General features: G+C 60.3%; 21 protein-coding genes. 10 read left to right on the top strand and 11 right to left on the bottom strand.

Features of this window, described 5'->3' with window-relative positions:
- The first annotated feature begins 273 nt into the window (after positions 1-273).
- Positions 274-1,737 (top strand): glyceraldehyde-3-phosphate dehydrogenase, encoded by a 1,464-nt coding sequence (locus tag AACU78_RS17000; protein WP_023659083.1) that lies wholly within the window; start codon positions 274-276, stop codon positions 1,735-1,737.
- 164 nt (positions 1,738-1,901) lie between these two features.
- Here AACU78_RS17000 and AACU78_RS16995 read toward each other — a convergent pair whose 3' ends face one another.
- Both AACU78_RS16995 and AACU78_RS16990 read right to left on the bottom strand, forming a co-directional pair.
- Positions 1,902-3,200: an MFS transporter gene (locus AACU78_RS16995; RefSeq protein ID WP_106576927.1), complete on the bottom strand. Its 1,299-nt coding sequence runs from the start codon at positions 3,198-3,200 to the stop codon at positions 1,902-1,904.
- 150 nt (positions 3,201-3,350) lie between these two features.
- A complete protein-coding gene (locus AACU78_RS16990) occupies positions 3,351-3,893 on the bottom strand; it encodes a chalcone isomerase family protein (RefSeq protein ID WP_106576926.1) in 543 nt (180 codons plus the stop codon).
- A 235-nt stretch (positions 3,894-4,128) separates the two neighbouring features.
- Here AACU78_RS16990 and sthA point away from each other — a divergent pair, with 235 nt between their 5' ends.
- Complete coding sequence (gene sthA / locus AACU78_RS16985; RefSeq protein ID WP_005786183.1) at positions 4,129-5,523, top strand: Si-specific NAD(P)(+) transhydrogenase; 1,395 nt, start codon at positions 4,129-4,131, stop codon at positions 5,521-5,523.
- A gap of 42 nt (positions 5,524-5,565) precedes the next feature.
- Here the strand turns inward: sthA and AACU78_RS16980 are convergent, their stop codons facing one another.
- Entirely contained in the window at positions 5,566-6,288 is a 723-nt protein-coding gene (locus tag AACU78_RS16980; protein WP_106576925.1) for a glycerophosphodiester phosphodiesterase, read from the bottom strand.
- A 44-nt stretch (positions 6,289-6,332) separates the two neighbouring features.
- Complete coding sequence (locus AACU78_RS16975; RefSeq protein ID WP_106576924.1) at positions 6,333-6,917, bottom strand: PilZ domain-containing protein; 585 nt, start codon at positions 6,915-6,917, stop codon at positions 6,333-6,335.
- A 94-nt stretch (positions 6,918-7,011) separates the two neighbouring features.
- Between AACU78_RS16975 and AACU78_RS16970 the strand changes: the two genes are divergently transcribed.
- From AACU78_RS16970 to AACU78_RS16960, 3 genes are read left to right on the top strand one after another with little or no spacing between them, the layout of a single operon-like run.
- Positions 7,012-8,262, top strand: a complete 1,251-nt coding sequence (locus AACU78_RS16970; RefSeq protein WP_106576923.1) for a lipoprotein-releasing ABC transporter permease subunit — start codon at positions 7,012-7,014, stop codon at positions 8,260-8,262.
- 7 nt (positions 8,263-8,269) lie between these two features.
- Complete coding sequence (gene lolD / locus AACU78_RS16965; RefSeq protein WP_164487915.1) at positions 8,270-8,953, top strand: lipoprotein-releasing ABC transporter ATP-binding protein LolD; 684 nt, start codon at positions 8,270-8,272, stop codon at positions 8,951-8,953.
- Between the two features lie 60 nt (positions 8,954-9,013).
- Positions 9,014-10,258 (top strand): lipoprotein-releasing ABC transporter permease subunit, encoded by a 1,245-nt coding sequence (locus AACU78_RS16960; RefSeq protein WP_106576921.1) that lies wholly within the window; start codon positions 9,014-9,016, stop codon positions 10,256-10,258.
- A 115-nt stretch (positions 10,259-10,373) separates the two neighbouring features.
- Here the strand turns inward: AACU78_RS16960 and AACU78_RS16955 are convergent, their stop codons facing one another.
- Entirely contained in the window at positions 10,374-11,729 is a 1,356-nt protein-coding gene (locus AACU78_RS16955) for a heavy metal sensor histidine kinase (protein WP_106577290.1), read from the bottom strand.
- Entirely contained in the window at positions 11,726-12,406 is a 681-nt protein-coding gene (locus tag AACU78_RS16950; RefSeq protein WP_106576920.1) for a heavy metal response regulator transcription factor, read from the bottom strand. The genes AACU78_RS16955 and AACU78_RS16950 overlap by 4 nt, the downstream gene beginning before the upstream one ends.
- Positions 12,407-12,562: 156 nt before the next feature.
- Between AACU78_RS16950 and copI the strand changes: the two genes are divergently transcribed.
- On the top strand, positions 12,563-13,084 hold the full coding sequence (copI, locus tag AACU78_RS16945) for a copper-resistant cuproprotein CopI (protein WP_106576919.1): 522 nt from the start codon (positions 12,563-12,565) through the stop codon (positions 13,082-13,084).
- Positions 13,085-13,150: 66 nt separating this feature from the next.
- Positions 13,151-13,981, top strand: coding sequence for an NADPH-dependent 7-cyano-7-deazaguanine reductase QueF (gene queF / locus AACU78_RS16940; protein WP_106576918.1), 831 nt, complete (start codon positions 13,151-13,153; stop codon positions 13,979-13,981).
- A 141-nt stretch (positions 13,982-14,122) separates the two neighbouring features.
- Here the strand turns inward: queF and AACU78_RS16935 are convergent, their stop codons facing one another.
- On the bottom strand, positions 14,123-14,389 hold the full coding sequence (locus tag AACU78_RS16935) for a DUF4404 family protein (protein WP_106576917.1): 267 nt from the start codon (positions 14,387-14,389) through the stop codon (positions 14,123-14,125).
- Positions 14,390-14,499: 110 nt separating this feature from the next.
- Entirely contained in the window at positions 14,500-15,108 is a 609-nt protein-coding gene (locus tag AACU78_RS16930; protein ID WP_106576916.1) for a phosphatase, read from the bottom strand.
- A gap of 196 nt (positions 15,109-15,304) precedes the next feature.
- Between AACU78_RS16930 and AACU78_RS16925 the strand changes: the two genes are divergently transcribed.
- Complete coding sequence (locus tag AACU78_RS16925) at positions 15,305-15,994, top strand: MlaA family lipoprotein (RefSeq protein WP_106576915.1); 690 nt, start codon at positions 15,305-15,307, stop codon at positions 15,992-15,994.
- Positions 15,995-16,054: 60 nt separating this feature from the next.
- On the opposite strand, the gene AACU78_RS16920 is transcribed toward AACU78_RS16925, so the two are convergent.
- On the bottom strand, positions 16,055-16,351 hold the full coding sequence (locus AACU78_RS16920; RefSeq protein WP_106576914.1) for a PilZ domain-containing protein: 297 nt from the start codon (positions 16,349-16,351) through the stop codon (positions 16,055-16,057).
- Positions 16,352-16,627: 276 nt separating this feature from the next.
- Between AACU78_RS16920 and rssB the strand changes: the two genes are divergently transcribed.
- Both rssB and rssC read left to right on the top strand, forming a co-directional pair.
- Positions 16,628-17,809 carry a two-component system response regulator RssB gene (gene rssB, locus AACU78_RS16915; RefSeq protein ID WP_064451404.1) on the top strand — a complete coding sequence of 394 codons (1,182 nt, stop codon included), beginning with the start codon at positions 16,628-16,630 and terminating at the stop codon, positions 17,807-17,809.
- The gene (rssC, locus tag AACU78_RS16910) at positions 17,809-18,291 is read left to right on the top strand and encodes an anti-sigma factor antagonist RssC (protein WP_003172602.1); all 483 of its coding nucleotides are present in this window, start codon (positions 17,809-17,811) and stop codon (positions 18,289-18,291) included. The genes rssB and rssC overlap by 1 nt, the downstream gene beginning before the upstream one ends.
- A gap of 201 nt (positions 18,292-18,492) precedes the next feature.
- On the opposite strand, the gene tal is transcribed toward rssC, so the two are convergent.
- Positions 18,493-19,419, bottom strand: a complete 927-nt coding sequence (gene tal, locus AACU78_RS16905) for a transaldolase (RefSeq protein ID WP_106576911.1) — start codon at positions 19,417-19,419, stop codon at positions 18,493-18,495.
- 334 nt (positions 19,420-19,753) lie between these two features.
- Positions 19,754-20,740: a tRNA dihydrouridine(20/20a) synthase DusA gene (gene dusA / locus AACU78_RS16900; RefSeq protein ID WP_106576910.1), complete on the bottom strand. Its 987-nt coding sequence runs from the start codon at positions 20,738-20,740 to the stop codon at positions 19,754-19,756.
- Between the last annotated feature and the right edge of the window lie 165 nt (positions 20,741-20,905).

Raw genomic sequence — 20,905 nt, 5'->3', positions numbered from 1 at the left:
TTGCTGACTGAGCCTATTACGGTTTGCAGGAAATGTAGTGGCTAAGACAAACAATGGTGGGTTTTGACTCAATATGTAGTGCCAAAAAGTGCGGATGTTTCGGAGGGTTACGGACAAGTTGGCGGCGCGGCGTCATTGGTGGCCTTCTGGAACCCGCGTATTTACTGGGCTGTAGCGGGGTGGTGTTTTTTTGCAAGCGCTTTTTGTTGTGGTTGGCGCATTGCTGAACGGCCGGTCGGACGACATAATGTAGCCCCTTTTTTCTGCCCCTACATGTGGAAGGTTCCCGTGACTCAGAAGCCCGACCAGTGTCTTGGTGAATGGATCGACCGTGAAGCACTCGCTGAAGCGATGATTCCGCTTATCGGTCAGCTGTACCGCAATAACAATGTGGTGAGCTCGATCTATGGCCGCAGCCTGATCAACCAATCAGTCATCGCGATTCTCAAGGCGCATCGCTTTGCTCGCCATCGTTCCGCCGACGACAGCGAACTCTCCGTCCACGAAACATTCCCTCTGCTTAAAGCCATGAGCGAGCTCAAGCTCGGCGCGGCCTCGGTAGACCTGGGCAAGTTGGCTTACAAATTCCGCAAAGAAGGCGCTGGCCGCACCGCCGAGCAGTTCGTGCGTGAAGAGATGGCCGATGTGGTTGGCCAGCAAAACGCCGCTGCCCGCAAAGGCACTGACGTTGTGCTGTACGGCTTTGGCCGTATCGGCCGCCTGCTGGCGCGCATCCTGATCGAAAAAACCGGTGGCGGCGACGGCCTGCGCCTGCGTGCCATCGTTGTGCGCAAAGGCGCCGAGAACGACCTGACCAAACGCGCCAGCCTCTTGCGCCGCGACTCGGTACACGGTCCGTTCAACGGCACCATCGTCATCGACGAAGAAAACAACACCATCACCGCCAACGGTAACCTGATCCAGGTGATCTACGCGAAGAACCCGTCTGAGGTGGATTACACCCAGTACGGCATCAAGGACGCCCTGCTGGTGGACAACACCGGCGTATGGCGTGATGCCGAGGGCCTGGGCCAACACCTGGCCTGCCCGGGTATCGACCGCGTTGTGCTGACCGCGCCTGGCAAAGGCAAGCTGAAGAACATCGTTCACGGTATCAACCACGGCGAAATCACCGCTGACGACAAGATCGTGTCGGCTGCTTCCTGCACCACCAACGCCATCGTGCCGGTGCTGAAGGCTGTGAATGACAAGTTCGGCATCGTTAATGGTCACGTTGAAACAGTTCACTCGTACACCAACGACCAGAACCTGATCGACAACTTCCACAAAGGCGATCGCCGTGGCCGTAGCGCGGCGTTGAACATGGTGATCACCGAGACCGGTGCTGCCACCGCTGCTGCCAAGGCCCTGCCTGAGCTGGCCGGCAAGCTGACCGGTAACGCGATCCGCGTGCCGACGCCGAACGTGTCGATGGCCATTCTCAACCTGAACCTTGAGAAAGCCGCCACCCGTGAAGAAATGAACGAGTACCTGCGCTACATGGCGCTGCACTCGGACCTGCATAAGCAGATCGACTTCGTTAACTCGCAGGAAGTGGTGTCGACCGACTTCGTGGGCTCGCGCCACGCCGGTGTGGTGGATGCCGAGGCAACCATCACCCAGGACAACCGCGTTGTGCTGTACGTCTGGTACGACAACGAGTTCGGTTACAGCTGCCAAGTGGTTCGCGTGATGGAAGACATGGCTGGGGTCAACCCGCCTGCATTCCCGCGCTAAGCCTTTGCGGTAAATGAAAAAGCCCCGACTGGTTCGGGGCTTTTTTTATGGCTGCTGTTTTGTGGTGAATGTTCGGGCCTCATCGCGGGCAAGCCCGGCTCCCACAGGTTTGATGTGTGAATACAGTCAAAGGTGGGAGCTGGCTTGCCTGCGATAGCGGTCTATCAGGCGCCGCCCACCACTGACGCCTGCGCAGTGCGCAGTTCATGCCGGTTGCCCTTGAACAGTATCAATGTAGCGATCAAGCCGAGTATCGCCGCACCACTGAGCCAGATCCCAGGCGCTGCCTTATTGTCCAGCACGTGGATCAGGTAGGTGCAGGCCGCCGGTGTAAACCCACCAAAGGTCGCGGTTGCCAGGCTGTAGGCCAGGGAAAACCCGGTAGTGCGCACTTCCACCGGCATGATCTCGGTGAGCGCCACCACCATCGCACCGTTGTACGAGCCATACAGGAACGACAGCCACAGCAGCACGATCAGCAGATGGCTGAAGCTCGGATTGGCCACCAGCCACGACAACGCCGGATACGCGGTAAGAATCGCCAGAATCGTCGCGCCGAGCAGCAGGGGTTTGCGTCCGATCTTGTCGGACACCGCGCCCATCACCGGCAGCCAGATGAAATTGGAGATACCCACGCACACGGTCACCAGCAACGCATCGAAGTCCGACAGGTGCAGCTCGGCCTTGCCGAAGGTCGGGGTGTAGGCGGTGATCAGGTAGAACGACACGGTGGTCATCACCACCAGCGCCATGCCGGCGATGACGATGCCGAAGTTCTGACCGATCGAGCGCACAATTTCCTGCAGGGTAGGGCGGTGTTTACGCGCTTGGAACTCAGGGGTTTCTTCCAGCGAGCGGCGAATCACGAAGATCACCGGCACGATCAGGCAGCCGATCAGGAACGGCACGCGCCAGCCCCAGTCACCCATTTCTTCGGGGCTGAGCCAGTGGTTCAGGCCCACGCCGAGCAACCCGGCGAACACCACCGCGGCCTGCTGACTGGCTGACTGCCAGCTGACGAAGAAGCCCTTGCGCCCAGGTGTGGCGATTTCGGCCAGGTACACCGACACACCGCCCAGCTCGACGCCGGCGGAGAAACCTTGCAGCAAGCGACCAAACAGCACCAGCAACGGCGCCGCCACACCCAGGGTGGCATAGCCAGGGACGCAAGCGATGAGGACGGTGCCGGCGGCCATCATGGCCAGGGTGATGACCAGGCCTTTCTTACGGCCGTGGCGGTCGATGTAAGCGCCGAGGAAGATCGCGCCCAGGGGCCGCATCAGGAAGCCGGCGCCGAAGGTCGCCAGGGACAGCATCAAGGAAGCAAACGCGCTGTCGGTGGGAAAGAAGGTTTTGGCAATGGCCGTGGCGTAGAAGCCATAGACCATGAAGTCGAACATCTCGAGGAAGTTGCCGCTGACAACGCGAAAAATCGCCTTGCCTTTGCCCGTGGTAGTGGACATGTCATGCACTCATTTTGGCTATCTTATTAGTGATCCCTGGTCATCGCTCATCCTTGCTGCTTCTTTGTAACCATATGTGTATTGGCCACTACCCGCAATAAAAACTGATAGCAAGCTGACTAAATGCGCAGGTGTCTTGGCGGGTGTTGATCAGTTGAGGAGGGAGTTGCGCAAGCTGTCGGACAAGCCCTTCGGCGCCAGCCAAATGCCGAGATAGGCTTTCGCCAATTCCTCATCGCGGCTGCTGAACACCACCTTGTCGTTGATCTCCAGATTCAACCCACGCCCAGGCCGAACGTCGAGGGCATACCGGTCGCCACTGCGGATATCGCGGAAGCTCGCGTGCAGCCGATCCAGTTCCGGCTTCAAGCGGGCGAGGGTGGCGCTGCTTTGCTGGCGCTCCAAGGTCGTGGTGGCCGCCTTGATCACGTCGTTACGGTCGATGTCGCGAAAGTAATACAGCGCCAGGCGCAGATTCTTTTGCTGGTCCCAGGCGGCTTTGGCGCTGGTGTCGGCGGGGGCATACACCGCTGCTGCATACACATCCGCCCAGAGATACACCAGCACCGTCTGGTTTTTCAGCACCAGGTCATGAGATTGCGCAGGAAAACCGGCCTGCTTCAGGCGGTCCGCCTCACTGGCCTGCACTGCCACACAGAAAATCAGCAATAAACAGAAAACGACATGCCGCATAATGGCTCTTCCTGCAAAAGGTGCGTGTCAGCAGTCTAATTGCAATTTGCGGGTTCTGTAGTAAAGGCAAGACTGGCCTACGACGCGACCAAGGGTTAATGTTCGCGGCGTTGAGCCTTCTATAGACTGTGCCCCGGCTCACACACTTGAGCCAAATTGTCCTTCATGCCCGCTGGCCGCGGCATGATTTAGCCAGGCGTCCAACCGTACGCCTGGTCTGTTCTGAGGAGTACGCATGGCTGTCTACAACTACGACGTGGTGGTACTGGGTTCCGGCCCGGCTGGAGAAGGTGCGGCGATGAACGCCGCCAAAGCTGGGCGCAAGGTGGCGATGGTCGATAGCCGTCGCCAGGTCGGCGGTAACTGCACCCACCTGGGTACCATCCCGTCCAAGGCCTTGCGTCACTCGGTGCGCCAGATCATGCAGTTCAACACCAACCCGATGTTCCGGGCCATTGGTGAGCCGCGCTGGTTCTCGTTCCCGGACGTATTGAAAAGCGCCGAAAAAGTCATCTCCAAGCAAGTCGCGTCGCGCACCGGCTACTACGCCCGTAACCGCGTCGACCTGTTCTTCGGCACCGGCAGTTTTGCCGACGAGCAAACCGTCGAAGTGGTCTGCGCCAACGGCGTAGTCGAGAAGCTGGTGGCCAAGCACATCATCATCGCCACCGGTTCGCGCCCGTATCGCCCGGCCGATATCGATTTCCACCACCCGCGTATCTACGATAGCGACACCATCCTGAGCCTGGGCCACACCCCGCGCAAATTGATCATCTACGGCGCCGGCGTGATTGGCTGTGAATACGCCTCGATTTTCAGCGGCCTGGGCGTATTGGTGGAGCTGGTGGATAACCGCGACCAGTTGCTGAGCTTCCTCGACTCGGAAATTTCCCAAGCGTTGAGCTACCACTTCAGCAACAACAACATCACCGTGCGCCACAACGAAGAGTACGAGCGGGTCGAAGGCCTGGACAACGGTGTGATCCTGCACCTCAAATCCGGCAAGAAGATCAAGGCCGACGCCTTGCTGTGGTGCAACGGCCGTACCGGCAACACCGACAAGCTGGGCATGGAAAACATCGGCGTGAAGGTCAACAGCCGTGGCCAGATCGAAGTGGACGAGAACTACCGCACCTGCGTGACCAATATCTATGGCGCCGGTGACGTGATCGGCTGGCCAAGCCTGGCCAGTGCCGCGCATGACCAAGGCCGTTCAGCGGCCGGCAGCATTGTCGACAATGGCAGCTGGCGTTATGTGAACGACGTGCCGACCGGCATCTACACGATTCCGGAGATCAGCTCGATCGGCAAGAACGAACACGAACTGACCAAGGCCAAGGTGCCTTACGAAGTCGGCAAGGCGTTCTTCAAGAGCATGGCGCGTGCGCAGATTGCCGGTGAGCCGCAAGGCATGCTCAAGATCCTGTTCCACCGCGAGACCCTGGAAGTCCTCGGCGTGCATTGCTTCGGCTACCAGGCCTCGGAGATCGTGCACATCGGCCAGGCCATCATGAACCAGCCGGGCGAGCAAAATACCCTCAAGTATTTTGTGAACACCACGTTCAACTACCCGACCATGGCCGAAGCCTATCGGGTAGCGGCCTACGACGGCCTCAACCGGCTTTTTTGAGCGGCTCCGGCCGGTGGCCTGAGCCGGCCGGGGAGACCGATTTCAGTAATTCTCGAGGGTGGCAGTGGCCAAACCGGGAAAGTCTGTAATCAGGCTATCTACGCCGAAGTCAGCGAGCCTGCGCATCAGCGCCGGTTCGTTGACCGTCCACACGGACACGTGCAAACCCTGGCGTTGGGCTTTTTCCAGACGCTCGGGGGTGCACAGCGTCCAGTTCAATGCCAGGTATTCACAGCCGTAGTTTTGCGCGACCTTCAGCGGGTCGAGCCACGCGTATTCGGCGACCAGGCCGCGTGACAGGTCCGGGGTAAGCTCCACGGCCGCTTTCAAGACTTCCCGCGAACTTGAGGTCACGGTGACCTTGTCCATCAGGCCATGACGCACGGCCATCTCACGAATTGCCAGTACGGTCGTCGCGGCGCGGGTGCGCGAAGCGCTTTTGACTTCCAACTGCCAGTGATCGAAGTCGCATTTTTCGAACAGCTCTTCCAGGCGTGGGATCGGGCAGGGGCTGACCCAACCCGGGCCGCCTTTGCGCGCGTCCATCTTCACAAGGTCGGCTGCCGAATACTCGACGACTTTGCCGCGCCGGTCGGTGGTGCGTTTGAGGGTCGGGTCGTGGATGACCATCAACTCGCCGTCCATGGACAGGTGCAAATCCAGTTCGCAGCGGCGTACACCGTGCTTGAGGCACTCCTGAAAGCTGGTCAGGGTGTTTTCCGGTGCTTCGCCTTTGGCACCGCGGTGGCCATAAATCAGGGTCACAGTTGCTCCTTTGCGCCAGATAGCCCGGCGGGGTCATACGAAATTCAGGTGTCTTGGGCGTCGCTTTGTTCCCGCGCCAGGCGTCGTTCCTGGGCTTGTTTCTGCAGGATGTAGCGCGCCAGCAATTGGCGTTGGGCATCGGTCATCGATTCGAATTCCGTGCCCACGTCAAAGCCGTCGCCCTTGGCGTCGCAATGCGTCACGCGGGCACGCAGCAGCAAGCCGAGCGCCTGGGGCATCAATACAAGCTTGACCGCCAGGTGTGTGTCGGGCGCCAGCGGCGTTGGATGCTTGAAGTCGATGCCGCCTTCGGAAAGGATCACCGGCTGCGGCGCGCCCACCTCATCCAACAGGCCGCGCGCCATGATCTGACTGAGCAGGTCCACGCGTTTGTTCTGGACTTTGAGGAAGGCGGCCAGGCTGCGATCTTTCTCGCTGATCTGGCGCAGCAGGTGCTGGGCTTCGAATTCGCTGAGGTGCAATTCGCTGAGCAGGTTGAACAGCGGTGAATCATCCAGCAACACTTCCTTGCTCGCCGCTTCGGGGGCAGAGAGGATGCTGATTTGAAGTGCGATCATGTCGTCGATACGGTAGTATTCGCGGCGTTCTTCTTCATCTAATGTCGACATGGCGAACCCAAAGTAGCGGTAATGGTCTGAGTGTAAAGCTGCTTACCTGACCCCGCCACCGGGACGTCTTCTTTTCCTCCGAACAAGCCCCGACATGTTCAGACCTCTCTTCGTATTTATCGGCACGCGTTATACCCGTGCAAAGCGTCGCAATCATTTTGTGTCGTTCATTTCCCTGACCTCGATGATCGGGCTCGCCTTGGGCGTGGTCGTGATGATCGTGGTGCTGTCGGTGATGAATGGCTTCGATCATGAGATGCGCACCCGCGTGCTGGGCATGGTGCCCCACGCGACCATCGAGGGCGATTCGCCCATCAGCGACTGGCCCAGCCTTGCCGACAAGGTCAGGCAGAACCCCAAGGTGGTGGCCGTTGCGCCGTTTACCCAGATGCAGGGGTTGCTGACCAACGACGGCAAGGTGCAGAAAATCCTGCTCAATGGCATCGACCCGGCCCAGGAACGTAACGTGTCGATCATCGACAAGTTCATGTTGCAGGGCAAACTCGACGATCTGGCGCCCGGCAGCTTCGGCATCGTGATCGGCGACAAGGCGGCGGCCAAGCTCGGCGTGGGCGTCGGCGACAAGCTGACCTTCGTCGCTCCGGAAGTCACCGTGACCCCGGCCGGCATGTTCCCGCGCATGAAGCGCTTCACTGTGGTCGGCACCTTCCACGTCGGCGCCGGCGAAATCGATGGCTACCTCGGCCTGACCAACCTCACCGACCTGGCCCGCCTGCATCGCTGGAAGCCGGATCAGGTGCAGGGCCTGCGCCTCAAATTCAACGACCTGTTCGACGCCCCGCGCGGCGCCTGGGAAATCGCCCAGCATTTGGGTGAATCCCAGTACTACGCCCGCGACTGGACCCGCACCCACGGCAACCTCTACCAGGCCATCCGCATGGAAAAAGCCATGATCGGCCTGCTGTTGCTGCTGATTGTCGCCGTGGCCGCGTTCAACATCATTTCCACCCTGGTGATGGTGGTGAACGACAAGAAAGGTGACATCGCCATCCTGCGCACCCTGGGCGCCACGCCGGGGCAGATCATGGCGATCTTCATGGTGCAGGGCACCGTGATCGGCGTGGTCGGCACCTTGATCGGCACCGCGGTCGGCATCCTGGCCGCGCTGAACGTCAGCGCTGCCATCGCCGCGCTGGAAAAAGTCATCGGTCACAAGTTTCTCAACGCCGACGTCTACTTCATCGACTACTTGCCGTCCCAGGTTCAGGCCCAGGACGTGATGATGGTAGGCGGCGCCGCGTTGGTATTGAGCTTCCTTGCCACCCTGTATCCAGCCTGGCGCGCGGCACGTACCCAGCCAGCACAGGCATTACGTTATGAGTGAATCGGGCATGAGTGAAAAAGCAATCCTGAGCTGCCGCAACCTGGGCAAATCCTACGAGGAAGGTCCGGAATCGGTGGTGGTGTTGTCCAACCTGCAACTTGAACTGCACCCGGGCGAACGCGTGGCGATCGTCGGCAGTTCCGGCTCCGGCAAAAGTACCTTGCTCAACCTGTTGGGCGGCCTGGATACGCCGTCCCAGGGCAGCGTGTGGCTGGCTGGCGAAGAGCTGTCGGCCCTGGGTGAGAAGGCGCGTGGCCAATTGCGTAACCGCTCGTTGGGTTTCGTGTACCAGTTCCACCACCTGCTGCCGGAATTCACTGCGCTGGAAAACGTCTGCATGCCGCTGCTGATCGGCAAGACCGCTATTCCGCAAGCGCGCCAGCGCGCCAAGGCATTGCTGGAGCGCGTCGGCCTCGGTCATCGCCTGGAGCACAAGCCGGCCGAGTTGTCCGGTGGCGAGCGCCAGCGTGTAGCGATTGCCCGTGCCCTGGTCAACAACCCAGGCCTGGTGATGCTCGATGAGCCAACCGGCAACCTCGACTCCCACACCGCCCAGGGCATCAAGGATTTGATGCTCGAACTGAGCACCCAGATGCGCACCGCGTTCCTGGTGGTGACCCATGACATGAGCATGGCCCGCCAGATGGACCGCGTGCTGCACCTGCAGGAAGGTCACTTGGTCGCCATCTGACCCGTTTCAAGCCCGGCGCCTGGCGCTGGGCTTTTTCATTTTTTTAAACGGTGCCCGCGAATGTTCAGACCGTTATCGATTTTCATCGGCACGCGCTATACCCGCGCCAAGCGCCGCAACCGTTTTGTTTCGTTTATCTCGATGACCTCGATGATCGGCCTCGCCCTGGGCGTGTTGGCGATGATCGTGGTGTTGTCGGTGATGAACGGCTTCCAGCGCGAAATGAGCTCACGCATCCTCGGCATGGTGCCCCACGCGACCATCGTCGGCGTGAACCCGATTGATGACTGGCAGCCGGTGGCCGCCGCCGCCATGAAGAACCCGCAAGTGACTGCCGCCGTACCATTCACGCAGATGGACGGGATGTTCTCCTACAAGGGCGCGATGCAGCCGATCGAGATCAGCGGCGTCGACCCGGCCCAGGAAGGCAAAGTCTCGATCGTGGCCCAGCACATCGTGCGCGGCAAACTGGACGACCTGAAAGCCGGCGAGTTCGGTGTGGTCATCGGCGACATCACTGCACGGCGCTTCCGCCTGAACGTGGGTGACAAGCTGACCCTGATCGTGCCGGAAATCAGCACGGCGCCGGGTGGCATCACCCCGCGCATGCAGCGGCTCAACGTGGTCGGTATCTTCAAGGTCGGCGCCGAGCTGGATGGCTCCATGGCCCTGATCAACATGGCCGACGCCGCCGAAATCCAGCATTGGCAGCCGAACCAGGTGCAAAGCGTGCGCCTGGCGGTGAAAGACCTGTACGCGGCACCGAAGGTCTCGGCGGACATCGCCGCCAGCCTCGGCGCGGCCTACAAGCCGGATGACTGGACCCACACCCAGGGCAGCCTGTTCAGCGCGATGAAGATGGAAAAGACCATGATCGGCCTGTTGCTGCTGATGATCGTCGCCGTCGCCGCGTTCAACATCATCGCCACCTTGATCATGGTGGTGAACGACAAGGGCGCCGACATCGCGATCTTGCGCACCATTGGCGCCACGCCCCGGCAGATCATGGCGATCTTCATGGTGCAGGGCACCGTGATCGGCATCGTCGGCACTTTGATCGGCGGCGTGCTGGGGGTGATTGCGGCGCTGAACGTGAGCGAACTGGTGGGCTGGCTGGAGCGCGTGACCGGGCAACATATCTTCAGTTCGGACGTGTATTTCGTCAGCAACCTGCCTTCGGAACTGCAGGGTGGGGATGTACTGCTGATTTGCACGGCCGGGTTTGTGTTGAGCTTTTTGGCGACGATTTACCCGGCGTATCGGGCGGCGAAGATTGAGCCGGCGCATGCTTTGAGATATTCGTAACATTTAAGACCGCTTTCGCGAGCAAGCCCGCTCCCACATTTGTCCGCGTACATGCTTTGGAATGGGGTCGAATGTGGGAGCGGGCTTGCTCGCGAAGGGGCCGGCCCAGCTTGCATCAATCTCCCTTGGGCAACTCAATCACAAACCGCGTCCAGTCCGCCCCAGACTCGCAATAGATCCTCCCGCCATGTGCCCGCACAATCGACTGGGTAATCGCCAACCCCAGCCCCGCATGCTCGCTGCTGCCTTCTCGGCGCGCCGGGTCGGCCCGGTAGAACCGATCAAATAACTTCGGTAACAACGCCGCAGGAATACCTTCCCCGGTATTTTCCACGGCCAGCGTCACACCTCGCTCGGTCTCAACCATCCGCACCCGCACCTCGCCACCGGCCGGGGTAAACCTGAGCGCGTTATCGAGCAAATTCGATAACGCCCGGCGCAACATGCCGCGATCACCCGCCGTATGCGCCGTGCCCTCGCGCACCAGCCTGACGTGCGCGTCCTCGGCCAGCAACGTGAAGAACTCGATCAACGCTTCCACTTCATCGCCCAGCACCAAAGCCTCGCGCTTGGGCATGAGCAAGCCGTGGTCGGCCTTGGCCAGGTACAACATGTCATTCACCAGTTGGGCCATCCATTGCAGCTCTTCGAGGTTGCTGTGCAGTGCCTCGCGGTAATCCTCCAGCGGGCGCGGCTGGGTGAGGATCACTTGGGTGTGGGTCAGCAGGTTGGAGAGGGGCGTGCGCAGTTCGTGGGCAATATCGGCGGAGAAGGCCGAGAGGCGCTGGAAGGCGTCGTCCAGGCGCCCGAGCATGGCGTTGAAGGCCTGGGCCAGTTCAGCCAACTCCACCGGCATGTGCTGCTGGGGCAGGCGCTGGGTCAGGGAGTGCGCCGACACGCTGGCGGCCACTTCACCCATGCGCCGTAGCGGCCGCAACCCACTGCGCGCGGCCCAGGCGCCGAGCAGCGCGGTGGCCAGGGCCGAGAGGCCGACGGTCAGCCAGATCAGGTGCTGCATGCGTTGCAGGAAGTGCTGGTGATGGGTGATGTCGAGCATCAGCGTCAATTGCGGCGAGCCGGGTTGACCGGCGACCAGCGGCGCGTTGTAGACGCGATACTCAGTCCCGGCATTTTGCAGGCTGTGCAAGCCCGGCGCTTCAGGCAGGCTGATGCCGGGCGCGCCGTCAAACCAGCGCTGGCCCTGGGCAGTAACGCGCAGCGCCAGTTCGGGTTGGCGATTGAGCTCGGCGCGCAGTTGCGCTTCGCGTTGCGCAAAAAATTGTGGCGAGTCGACCCCCTGCAAAGTGCTGCGCAGCGCCACCAACTGGCTGTCGAGTTGTTGCTGGTCCAGCTCGATAAAGTGCGCCTCACTGGCGTGGTTGAACAGCACGCCGGCAAGCAACGACACCACGGCGGTGCACGCCGCAAACAGCAGCGCCAGACGGCTGGCCAGGGACAGGCGCTTGATCAATTGCACCGCTCCTCCAGCACATAACCCATGCCGCGCACGGTGTGGATCAGTTTGTTGGGGAAGTGGTCGTCGATTTTCAGGCGCAAGCGGCGGATGGCCACTTCGATAATGTTGGTGTCGCTGTCGAAGTTCATGTCCCACACCTGCGAGGCGATCAGCGATTTGGGCAGTACTTCGCCCTGGCGGCGCAGCAGCAGTTCCAGCAGGGAAAATTCCTTGGCGGTGAGGTCGATGCGCTGGCCGTCGCGTTCGACGCGGCGGCGGATCAGGTCCAGGCGCAGGTCGGCCAGTTGCAGTGCAGTTTCCTGTGGCGTGCTGCTGCCACGGCGTAACAGGCTGCGCACGCGGGCCAGCAGTTCGGAAAAGGCAAAAGGCTTGACCAGGTAATCGTCGGCGCCCAGTTCCAGGCCGTGCACGCGGTCTTCCACGGCATCGCGGGCGGTGAGGAACAGCACCGGAATGTCCAGGCCGGCGCTGCGTACCGCTTGCAGAATTTGCCAGCCGTCGCGGCCCGGCAGCATCACGTCGAGGATCAGCAGGTCGTAATCACCGGTCAGTGCCAAGTGCTGCCCGGTGGTGCCGTCGGCCACCAGTTCGGTGGTAAAGCCCGCCTCGCTCAGGCCCTGGCGCAGGTAATGGCCGGTTTTCGGTTGGTCTTCGACGATCAGCAGTTTCATGGGCGACTCTTGGCAGCGGTGAACAACGGGCTTTATACCGTGGGTGCCAGGGCAGGGGCGCAACCTGACAAAGTTGTAATCTAGCAGTCAGCTGGCTGGCAGCGGCGCCATCTTAGAGTGCTGACAGAGCTGTTCACACACTTTTGGAGAATCGACATGGCGCTGCGTACATCTCTGATATTGGCGGGTTGCCTGTTGGCATTGAGTTTTGATGCGCTGGCGGACACGGCCCACACTTTCGCCTTCGGCCAGCCAGCCGCCGCCGATAAAGCCACGCGCACGGTGGAAGTGGTGCTGCAGGACATTTCTTTTTCGCCCAAGGCGTTGGAGGTAAAAGCCGGTCAGACCGTGCGCTTTGTGCTGGTGAACAAAGGCCAGTTGCTTCACGAATTCAACCTGGGCGACGCGGCGATGCACGCCGAACACCAGAAAGAAATGCTCAAGATGCAAGCCAGCGGCATGCTCACCGCCACCGGCATGGGCAAGATGGACCACAGTGCGATGGGGCACGGCGATATGGCGGGCATGCGGCATGACGATCCCAACAGCGTGCTGGTCGAGCCGGGCAAGACCGCCGAGCTGACCTGGACCTTCACCAAGGCCACGGGCCTTGAGTTTGCCTGCAACATTCCGGGGCATTACCAGGCGGGCATGGTCGGCACACTGACCGTTGAGTGAGGCGATTCTTAAGGGCGGGGGCAAAGGCTGGTAGACTGGCGCGGTTTATTTAGCCAGGTTTCCGCCATGCATCCCGCAGCCGAACATTCGCCGCTGGGCAAGTCCAGTGAATACATCTCCACGTACACCCCATCGTTGCTGTTCCCGATCCCTCGCGCCGCAAAGTGGGCCGAGCTGGGCCTCAGCGCCGAAACCCTGCCGTATAAAGGGGTGGATTTCTGGAACTGCTTCGAGCTGTCCTGGCTGCTGCCATCGGGCAAGCCGGTAGTGGCTATCGCAGAGTTCAGCATCCCGGCCGACTCGCCGAACATCATCGAATCCAAGTCTTTCAAGCTGTATCTCAATTCGCTGAACCAGACCGCGTTTGCCGACACGGCCAGCCTGGAAGCGACACTGCGCACCGACCTCAGCGCTGCCGCCGGCAAGCCGGTCAGCGTGCGCATCCGCAGCCTGGCCGAGGTTGAAGCCGAAGGCGTGCAAGCCCTGCCGGGTGTGTGCATTGACGACCTCGACATCAGCGTCAGCAACTACGAACACCCGCGCCCGGAACTGCTGCGTTGCGATGACTCGCTCATTGTCGAGGAGAGCGTGCACAGCCACTTGCTCAAATCCAATTGCCCAGTCACCAGCCAGCCGGATTGGGGCAGTGTGGTGGTCGAGTACCGTGGCCACGCGTTGGATCACGCCAGCCTGCTCGAATACATCGTCAGCTTTCGCCAGCACTCAGACTTCCATGAACAATGTGTGGAGCGGATCTTTCTCGACCTGCAGCGTTTGCTCAAGCCGCAGAAGCTGACCGTGTATGCGCGCTATGTGCGCCGCGGCGGGTTGGATATCAACCCTTATCGCAGCACTGAGGCCATGCAGTTCCAGAATGTGCGTCTGGCGCGTCAGTAACCATCACACAAAACAAATGTGGGAGCGGGCTTGCTCGCGAAAGCGGTGTATCAGTTAAATATCTATCAACTGACACACTGCCTTCGCGAGCAAGCCCGCTCCCACATTTTGCTCTGTGTTGGGCTTGGGTTGGCGTTCGGGTTAGATCCCGATATTGCCCAGCGTCACCACAATATTGCGCAAGGTCCCGGCAATGCCTGGGTGGTCCAGCTCGAAGCGTTCTACCGCCAGGTTCACGCCGTCGGCAATGCTGGGGTCCTGAATCGCGCCTTCCAAAGGCTCTTGAACTTCAAGTTCGGCAATCAATGCTTCGAGTTCGTCGCGTTTCTCCGCTGACATCAGCGGGTCGCTATTCAATTGCTCGCGCAATTCTCTGACTTGGTCTTTCAGCTGTTCGCGGGCAGGCATGGCGTTCTTCCTTTTATCGATAGGCACTGGCATAGACCGCGGCACGCCGGGAAAGGTCTACGGGCTGAGCAGTAGATTAATCCACCGGCGCCGACCGTGCATGATCTCGATCAGGGCTTCTCGCCTTTGAGCTGGCGCAGGCTGATGTCCGCCAGGCAGGTACCGAGCTCGCCGAGGTGGTCGATCACCGAATGCACGCCCAAGCCATACAGCGCCACCGTGGCCTTGGCGCGCTTGTGCTCGCGTTGCTGCTCGGTCAGCGCCTGCCATTGTTCGGGCGCCAGGCCGCACAGTGAGCCGCAGGACGCCAGGCCAATGGTCCACAACCCGGCATTGAGCCCCGATTGCAGCAAGCGTGGTTCGCCGCTGACCAGCACGCAGCCTTCAAGGCGTTCGATGTTCAACTCCATCAAGGCCTGCCAGCACGCATGCGGCGCCGGCCAGCGAATCGAGGAGGGCGATGCGGCTTTGAGCCAATCAGGCAGCACGGCGGCCAGAGGGGTGGTTACCGCGCCAGGGAGTTCATCCAGCCAGGCGCAGGGCACGCCCTGGTCTTTGAGGCTGCGCAGGATTTTCAGCGCGCCAGGTGTGGCGTGAGAGTCGGGGCAAGGGCTATCGGTGCGCGCCAGGGAACCAAAATCCACCAGGCAGCCACTAAGGCCAAACAGTACGGCAGTCAAGGAGGGTGCGCTGGCGACGGCAATCTCGGCGTGAGGCATTTTCAACATCCCTGAAATAGCTGTGACGCTATCGGGGCTGGATGACAAGCGCGTGACATCGGCAGTAATTGTAGGAATTTTGTGCATTTCCTATGAGAGCGATCCTACTGGATGCCTTATTCGACACTTCCGTCATATACTGACGGCCTTATTCAGGGCATAGCGCCCATGACAGACCATTCAAGGAGCCAAAGCTATGCGCTGGAGCCACTATTTCGCTCAGCTATCTGTGTGTGCCACTGTTCTTTTGGCCCCGTTCGCCGCTAACGCTGCGTCGGAAGACGATCCATGGGAAGCCGTTAACCGTCCGATCTTCACCTTCAACGACACCGTTGACACTTACGCGCTCAAGCCATTGGCCCAGGGCTATCAGTTTGTCACCCCGCAATTCGTCCAGACCGGCATCCATAACTTCTTCCGCAACATCGGTGATGTCGGCAACTTTGCCAACGACGTTTTCCAGCTCAAGCCGCACGCGGCCGGTGTCGACACTGCCCGTTTGCTGATGAACACCACCTTTGGCGTGTTGGGCTTTATTGATGTTGGCACCAAAATGGGGCTGCAACGCAACGATGAAGACTTCGGCCAGACCCTCGGTTACTGGGGCGTCGGCAGCGGTCCTTACGTGATGCTGCCGCTGCTCGGCCCAAGCACCTTGCGTGATGCGCCGTCCAAGTACGTCGACAGCTACACCCAACCGTATCGCTACATGAACGACATCGGCTGGCGTAACAGCACCTTCGGCCTGAACATCGTCGATACCCGTGCCAGCCTGCTCGACAGCGAGAAGCTGATCACCGGTGACAAGTACACCTTCATCCGTAACGCTTACCTGCAGAACCGCGAGTTCAAGGTCAAAGACGGCAAGGTCGTCGACGATTTTTAAGCCGTGACGTTTTGAAATGAAAAAGGCGACCCGAGTGGTCGCCTTTTTTGTGCGCGGCTTTTAGTGCATTTTCAGGATCTTGAGGCCCAGGTGCTGGCGCTCGCCCTCGTTTTTGGCCCACACCACTTCGGTATCTGCCTCCAGGCCCGCGAGAGCGGCGTGCTCCGAGTCAATGCGCACGGTCAACGGGTCGCCCACCTGAAACTGGCGGGGTGCTTGAACCTGCATGCCGGAGCTGGAGAGGTCCACGCAGACCCCGGCAATCTCCTGTCCGGCGTGGATCAGCGACACATCGGCATCCACTCGCATGCGGATGAAATCGCGTTTTTCGGCGTAGTCGCGCTCGTGTTCGCTCACGGGTTCCATCCTTACTTTGTGTTGTGGTCGTGGGTGTTCTTATAACTCCCGGTGATTTGCGGTGTAAAGACGCCCGGCGACCATCGGCATGAGCTTGAAACCCCTGACGGATGGGAGTACCGTCTGCGCCTTAGAAGGGCACCTCTGCTTTACCGTTGTGCATGGGCGAAATCCCAATGCTTTGTAGGACAGAGTGGCTAGAAAGCGAATCCAGTACGTGAGCCCGGCCATTGCCGAGCCGCCTACGCCAACCTAATTCTGGCGCCGTTTGCCCACATGCAAAAAACCAGTGCCACGCTGCTGATAATCGATGACGACGAAGTAGTGCGCGCGAGCCTCGCGGCCTATTTGGAAGACAGTGGCTTCAGCGTCCTGCAGGCCAGCAATGGCCAACAGGGTCTCCAGGTATTCGAGCGCGACAAGCCCGACCTTGTGATCTGCGACCTGCGCATGCCCCAGATGGGCGGCCTCGAGCTGATTCGCCAGGTGACTGAGCTCGCCCCGCAGACGCCGGTGATTGTCGTGTCCGGTGCCGGCGTGATGAACGATGCCGTCGAGGCCCTGCGCCTGGGCGCCGCCGATTACCTGATCAAGCCCCTGGAAGACCTGGCCGTGCTGGAGCACTCGGTGCGCCGCGCACTGGACCGTGCCCGCCTGCTGCTCGAAAACCAGCGCTACCGCGAAAAGCTCGAAACCGCCAACCGCGAACTCGAAGCCAGCCTCAACCTGCTTCAGGAAGACCAGAACGCCGGTCGCCAGGTGCAGATGAACATGCTGCCGGTGAGCCCCTGGACCATTGATGAGTTCAAGTTCGCGCACCAGATCATCCCGTCGCTGTACCTGTCGGGTGATTTTGTCGATTATTTCCGTGTGGATGAGCGGCGTGTGGCGTTCTACCTGGCCGACGTTTCCGGCCACGGTGCATCCTCAGCTTTTGTCACCGTGTTGTTGAAGTTCATGACCACACGGCTGTTGTTCGAATCCAAGCGCAATGGCACCTTGCCGGAGTTCACCCCCTCCGAGGTGCTGGGCCACATCAACCGAGGCCTGATCAGCTGCAAGCTGGGCAAGCACGTAACGATGGTCGGCGGCGTTATAGATGAAGAAACCGGTCTTTTGACCTACAGCATCGGCGGTCACCTGCCGATGCCGGTTTTATACACTCCAGACAGTGTGCGTTACCTGGAAGGCCGTGGTCTGCCGGTGGGCTTGTTCAATGAAGCCACCTACGAAGACCACATCCTGGAACTGCCGCCGACCTTCAGCCTGACGCTGATGTCCGACGGCATCCTGGACCTGCTTCCAGAGCCTACACTCAAAGAGAAAGAAGCCGCCTTGCCTGAAAAGGTCAAGTCGGCGGGCGGCAGCCTGGATGGCCTGCGGCAGGTTTTTGGATTGGCCACGCTAGGGGAGATGCCGGATGATATCGCCCTATTGGTGTTGAGCAGGAATCTTTGATGAGTACCGGAAGAATCCAATTCGCCGAGCAAGACGGGACCTTCGTCCTGAAGTTTGTCGGTGAAGTGCGCCTGACCTTGTGTTCGGCGCTGGATGCAACGATTGAGCGGATTTTCACTGCCCTGAATTTCTCGGCGATCGTGATCGATCTGACCGAAACCCGCAGCATCGACAGCACCACCCTGGGCCTGCTGGCCAAGTTGTCCATTCTGTCTCGGCAGAAGGTCGGCCTGTTGCCGACTGTGGTCACCACCCACGAAGACATCACCCGGCTGCTGCAGTCCATGGGCTTCGACCAGGTGTTCAACATCGTTGACCGCCCGATCCCGTGCCCGGAATGCCTGACCGACCTGCCGTCGCAAGACCAGTCTGAAGAAGTGGTACGGGTCAAGGTGCTCGAAGCGCACAAGATCCTGATGGGCCTGAACGAGTCCAACCGCGAAGCCTTCCACGACCTCGTGAACGCCCTGGAACGCCACTAGGCTCCCAGTTGAAACCCAATCCAACTGTGGGAGCGGGCTTGCTCGCGAAAGCGGTGTGTCAGTCAGTAAATTTTTAGCTGAACGACCGCATTCGCGAGCAAGCCCGCTCCCACAGTTGAGCTGCGCTTGGCTTGAGACCAGCGAAAGGCACAAAAAAGGGCGGCACCCGCGAGGGTGCCGCCCTTTTTGCTACCGCCGCTTTTACAGCTTGGCAGTCAACAGCGCCTCAAGCTTCTCCTGGTCCCGAGCAAACTGACGAATCCCCTCCGCCAGCTTCTCAGTCGCCATGGCATCCTCGTTGGACTCCCAACGGAACTGCGCTTCAGTCAAATGCACCCGCGCTTCACCGGCATGGCCTGGCGCCAACTTGCGCTCCAGTTTGCCTTCATCGGCCGCCAGCTTCTCCAGCAGGTCCGGGCTGATGGTCAGGCGATCACAGCCGGCCAGTTCTTCAATCTGGCTCAGGTTACGGAAGCTCGCACCCATCACCACGGTTTTGTAGCCATTGGCCTTGTAGTAGTTGTAGATGCGCGTCACCGACTGCACGCCCGGATCATCGGAACCGGTGTAGTCGTTACCGTTAGCCTTCTTGTACCAGTCGTAGATACGGCCCACGAACGGCGAAATCAGGAACACGCCAGCCTCGGCACAGGCGACGGCCTGGGCAAACGAGAACAGCAGCGTCAGGTTGGTTTGAATGCCTTCTTTTTCCAGCTTCTCCGCCGCGCGGATGCCTTCCCAGGTGGAAGCGATCTTGATCAGCACACGGTCACGGCTGACGCCGGCTTTGTCGTACAGGTCGATCAGACGGTGCGCACGCTTGAGAATGGCGGCTTCGTCGAACGACAGGCGCGCATCCACCTCAGTGGAAATACGGCCCGGCACGACTTTCAGAATCTCTTGACCTACCGCCACCGCAAAACGGTCGCTGGCCAGGCCCACGTCGCCGTTGCAGTCCTTCACGCACTCATCCAGCAGCTTGGCATAGCCTGGGATCGAAGCGGCCTTGAGCAGCAGGGAAGGGTTGGTAGTGGCGTCTTGCGGCTTGAGCTTGGCGAGGGTGGAAAAGTCGCCGGTATCGGCTACAACGGTGGTGAATTGCTTGAGTTGTTCCAGCTTGGAAGTCATGGGCGTGCTCTGTCCTGTGGGTCTGATGACATTACCCGAGCGCCGGCAGGCGCTCAAGGGCGCAAATGCGTTCGATCGTTTGCGAGGGCAACAACCTGAAAACAGCCGTTTGAATCACCGGCCGTACTGCTAAATAGGAGACCAAAACCGCCGACAGGTTCAACCCAACTGCCCGATGACCACCCCGTTCAAAATGTGGGAGCTGGCTTACCTGCGATAACGCCCGCCCAGCCACCAAACATCCCCTGACACCCATCACCCAAAACTGTGGGAGCGGGCTTGCTCGCGAAAGCGGCCTGTCAGCCCCAAATAACCCACTGACACCCAAAAACCATCACCGCCCCTCCAACAATTCCCCCGCCTGATCCAACAACGCCAACGGATCACTCGCCTTATGAATATCCACCGACAACATCTGCCGAAACTTACGCGCCCCAGGGAAACCCGTCCCCAACCCCAACACATGCCGAGTAATGTGATGCATCACCCCGCCACTGGCCAAATGCTCCGCAATATAAGGCCGCAACAGCGCCAACGCCTCCGCCCGACCAACCACCGGCGCCGCACTCCCAAACAACTGCTGATCCACCTCCGCCAGCAAGTACGGATTGTGATAAGCCTCCCGCCCCAACATCACCCCATCAAACACCTGCAAATGCGCCTGGCACTGCTCCAGCGTCTTGATCCCACCGTTCAGCACAATCTCCAGCTCCGGGAAATCCTGCTTCAACTGCGCCGCCACGTCATAGCGCAACGGCGGAATGTCGCGATTCTCCTTAGGCGACAATCCCTCCAGAATCGCAATCCGCGCATGCACCGTAAAACTGGTGCACCCGGCATCCCTCACCGTCCCGACGAAATCACACAGCTGGGCATAACTGTCGCGCCCATTAATCCCTATCCGATGCTTCACCGTCACCGGAATCGACACCGCATCCCGCATCGCCTTCACGCAATCCGCCACCAGGGCAGGGTGCGCCATCAGGATCGCGCCGATCATATTGTTCTGCACCCGATCACTCGGGCAGCCGACGTTCAAGTTCACTTCATCGTAACCGGCAGCCTCAGCCATGCGTGCGCATGCGGCCAGGTCAGCGGGTACACTGCCACCCAACTGCAGCGCGAGTGGGTGCTCGGCTTCGTTGTGGCGCAGGAAGCGGTCGTGGTCGCCGTGCAGGATCGCGCCGGTGGTGACCATCTCGGTGTAGAGCAGGGCGTGCTTGGAGAGCAGGCGCAGGAAGAACCGGCAGTGGCGGTCGGTCCAATCCATCATGGGGGCGACGGAGAAGCGGCGGGAGAGTGGGGCGGTTTGTAGGGGCATGGGGGAATCTGAGTTAGCGAGGCGAATGGGGCGCAGTTTATCAGGGATGGGTGTGGGGTGTGGGAGGGGCGTGTGCTGCGCCTTTCATCACCTCGCGTTGCACATTGCTTCGTGTTGAGCGTTTCGAGGATCTGCGGGAGCCAGTACGTTAGATCTCGTGGTCTG

This window comes from Pseudomonas sp. R9.37, from assembly GCF_963878885.1.
Classification (GTDB): Bacteria; Pseudomonadota; Gammaproteobacteria; order Pseudomonadales; family Pseudomonadaceae; genus Aquipseudomonas.
The sequence above is the reverse complement of the archived record's forward strand: the minus strand, read 5'-3'. Positions and strand labels throughout refer to the sequence as shown.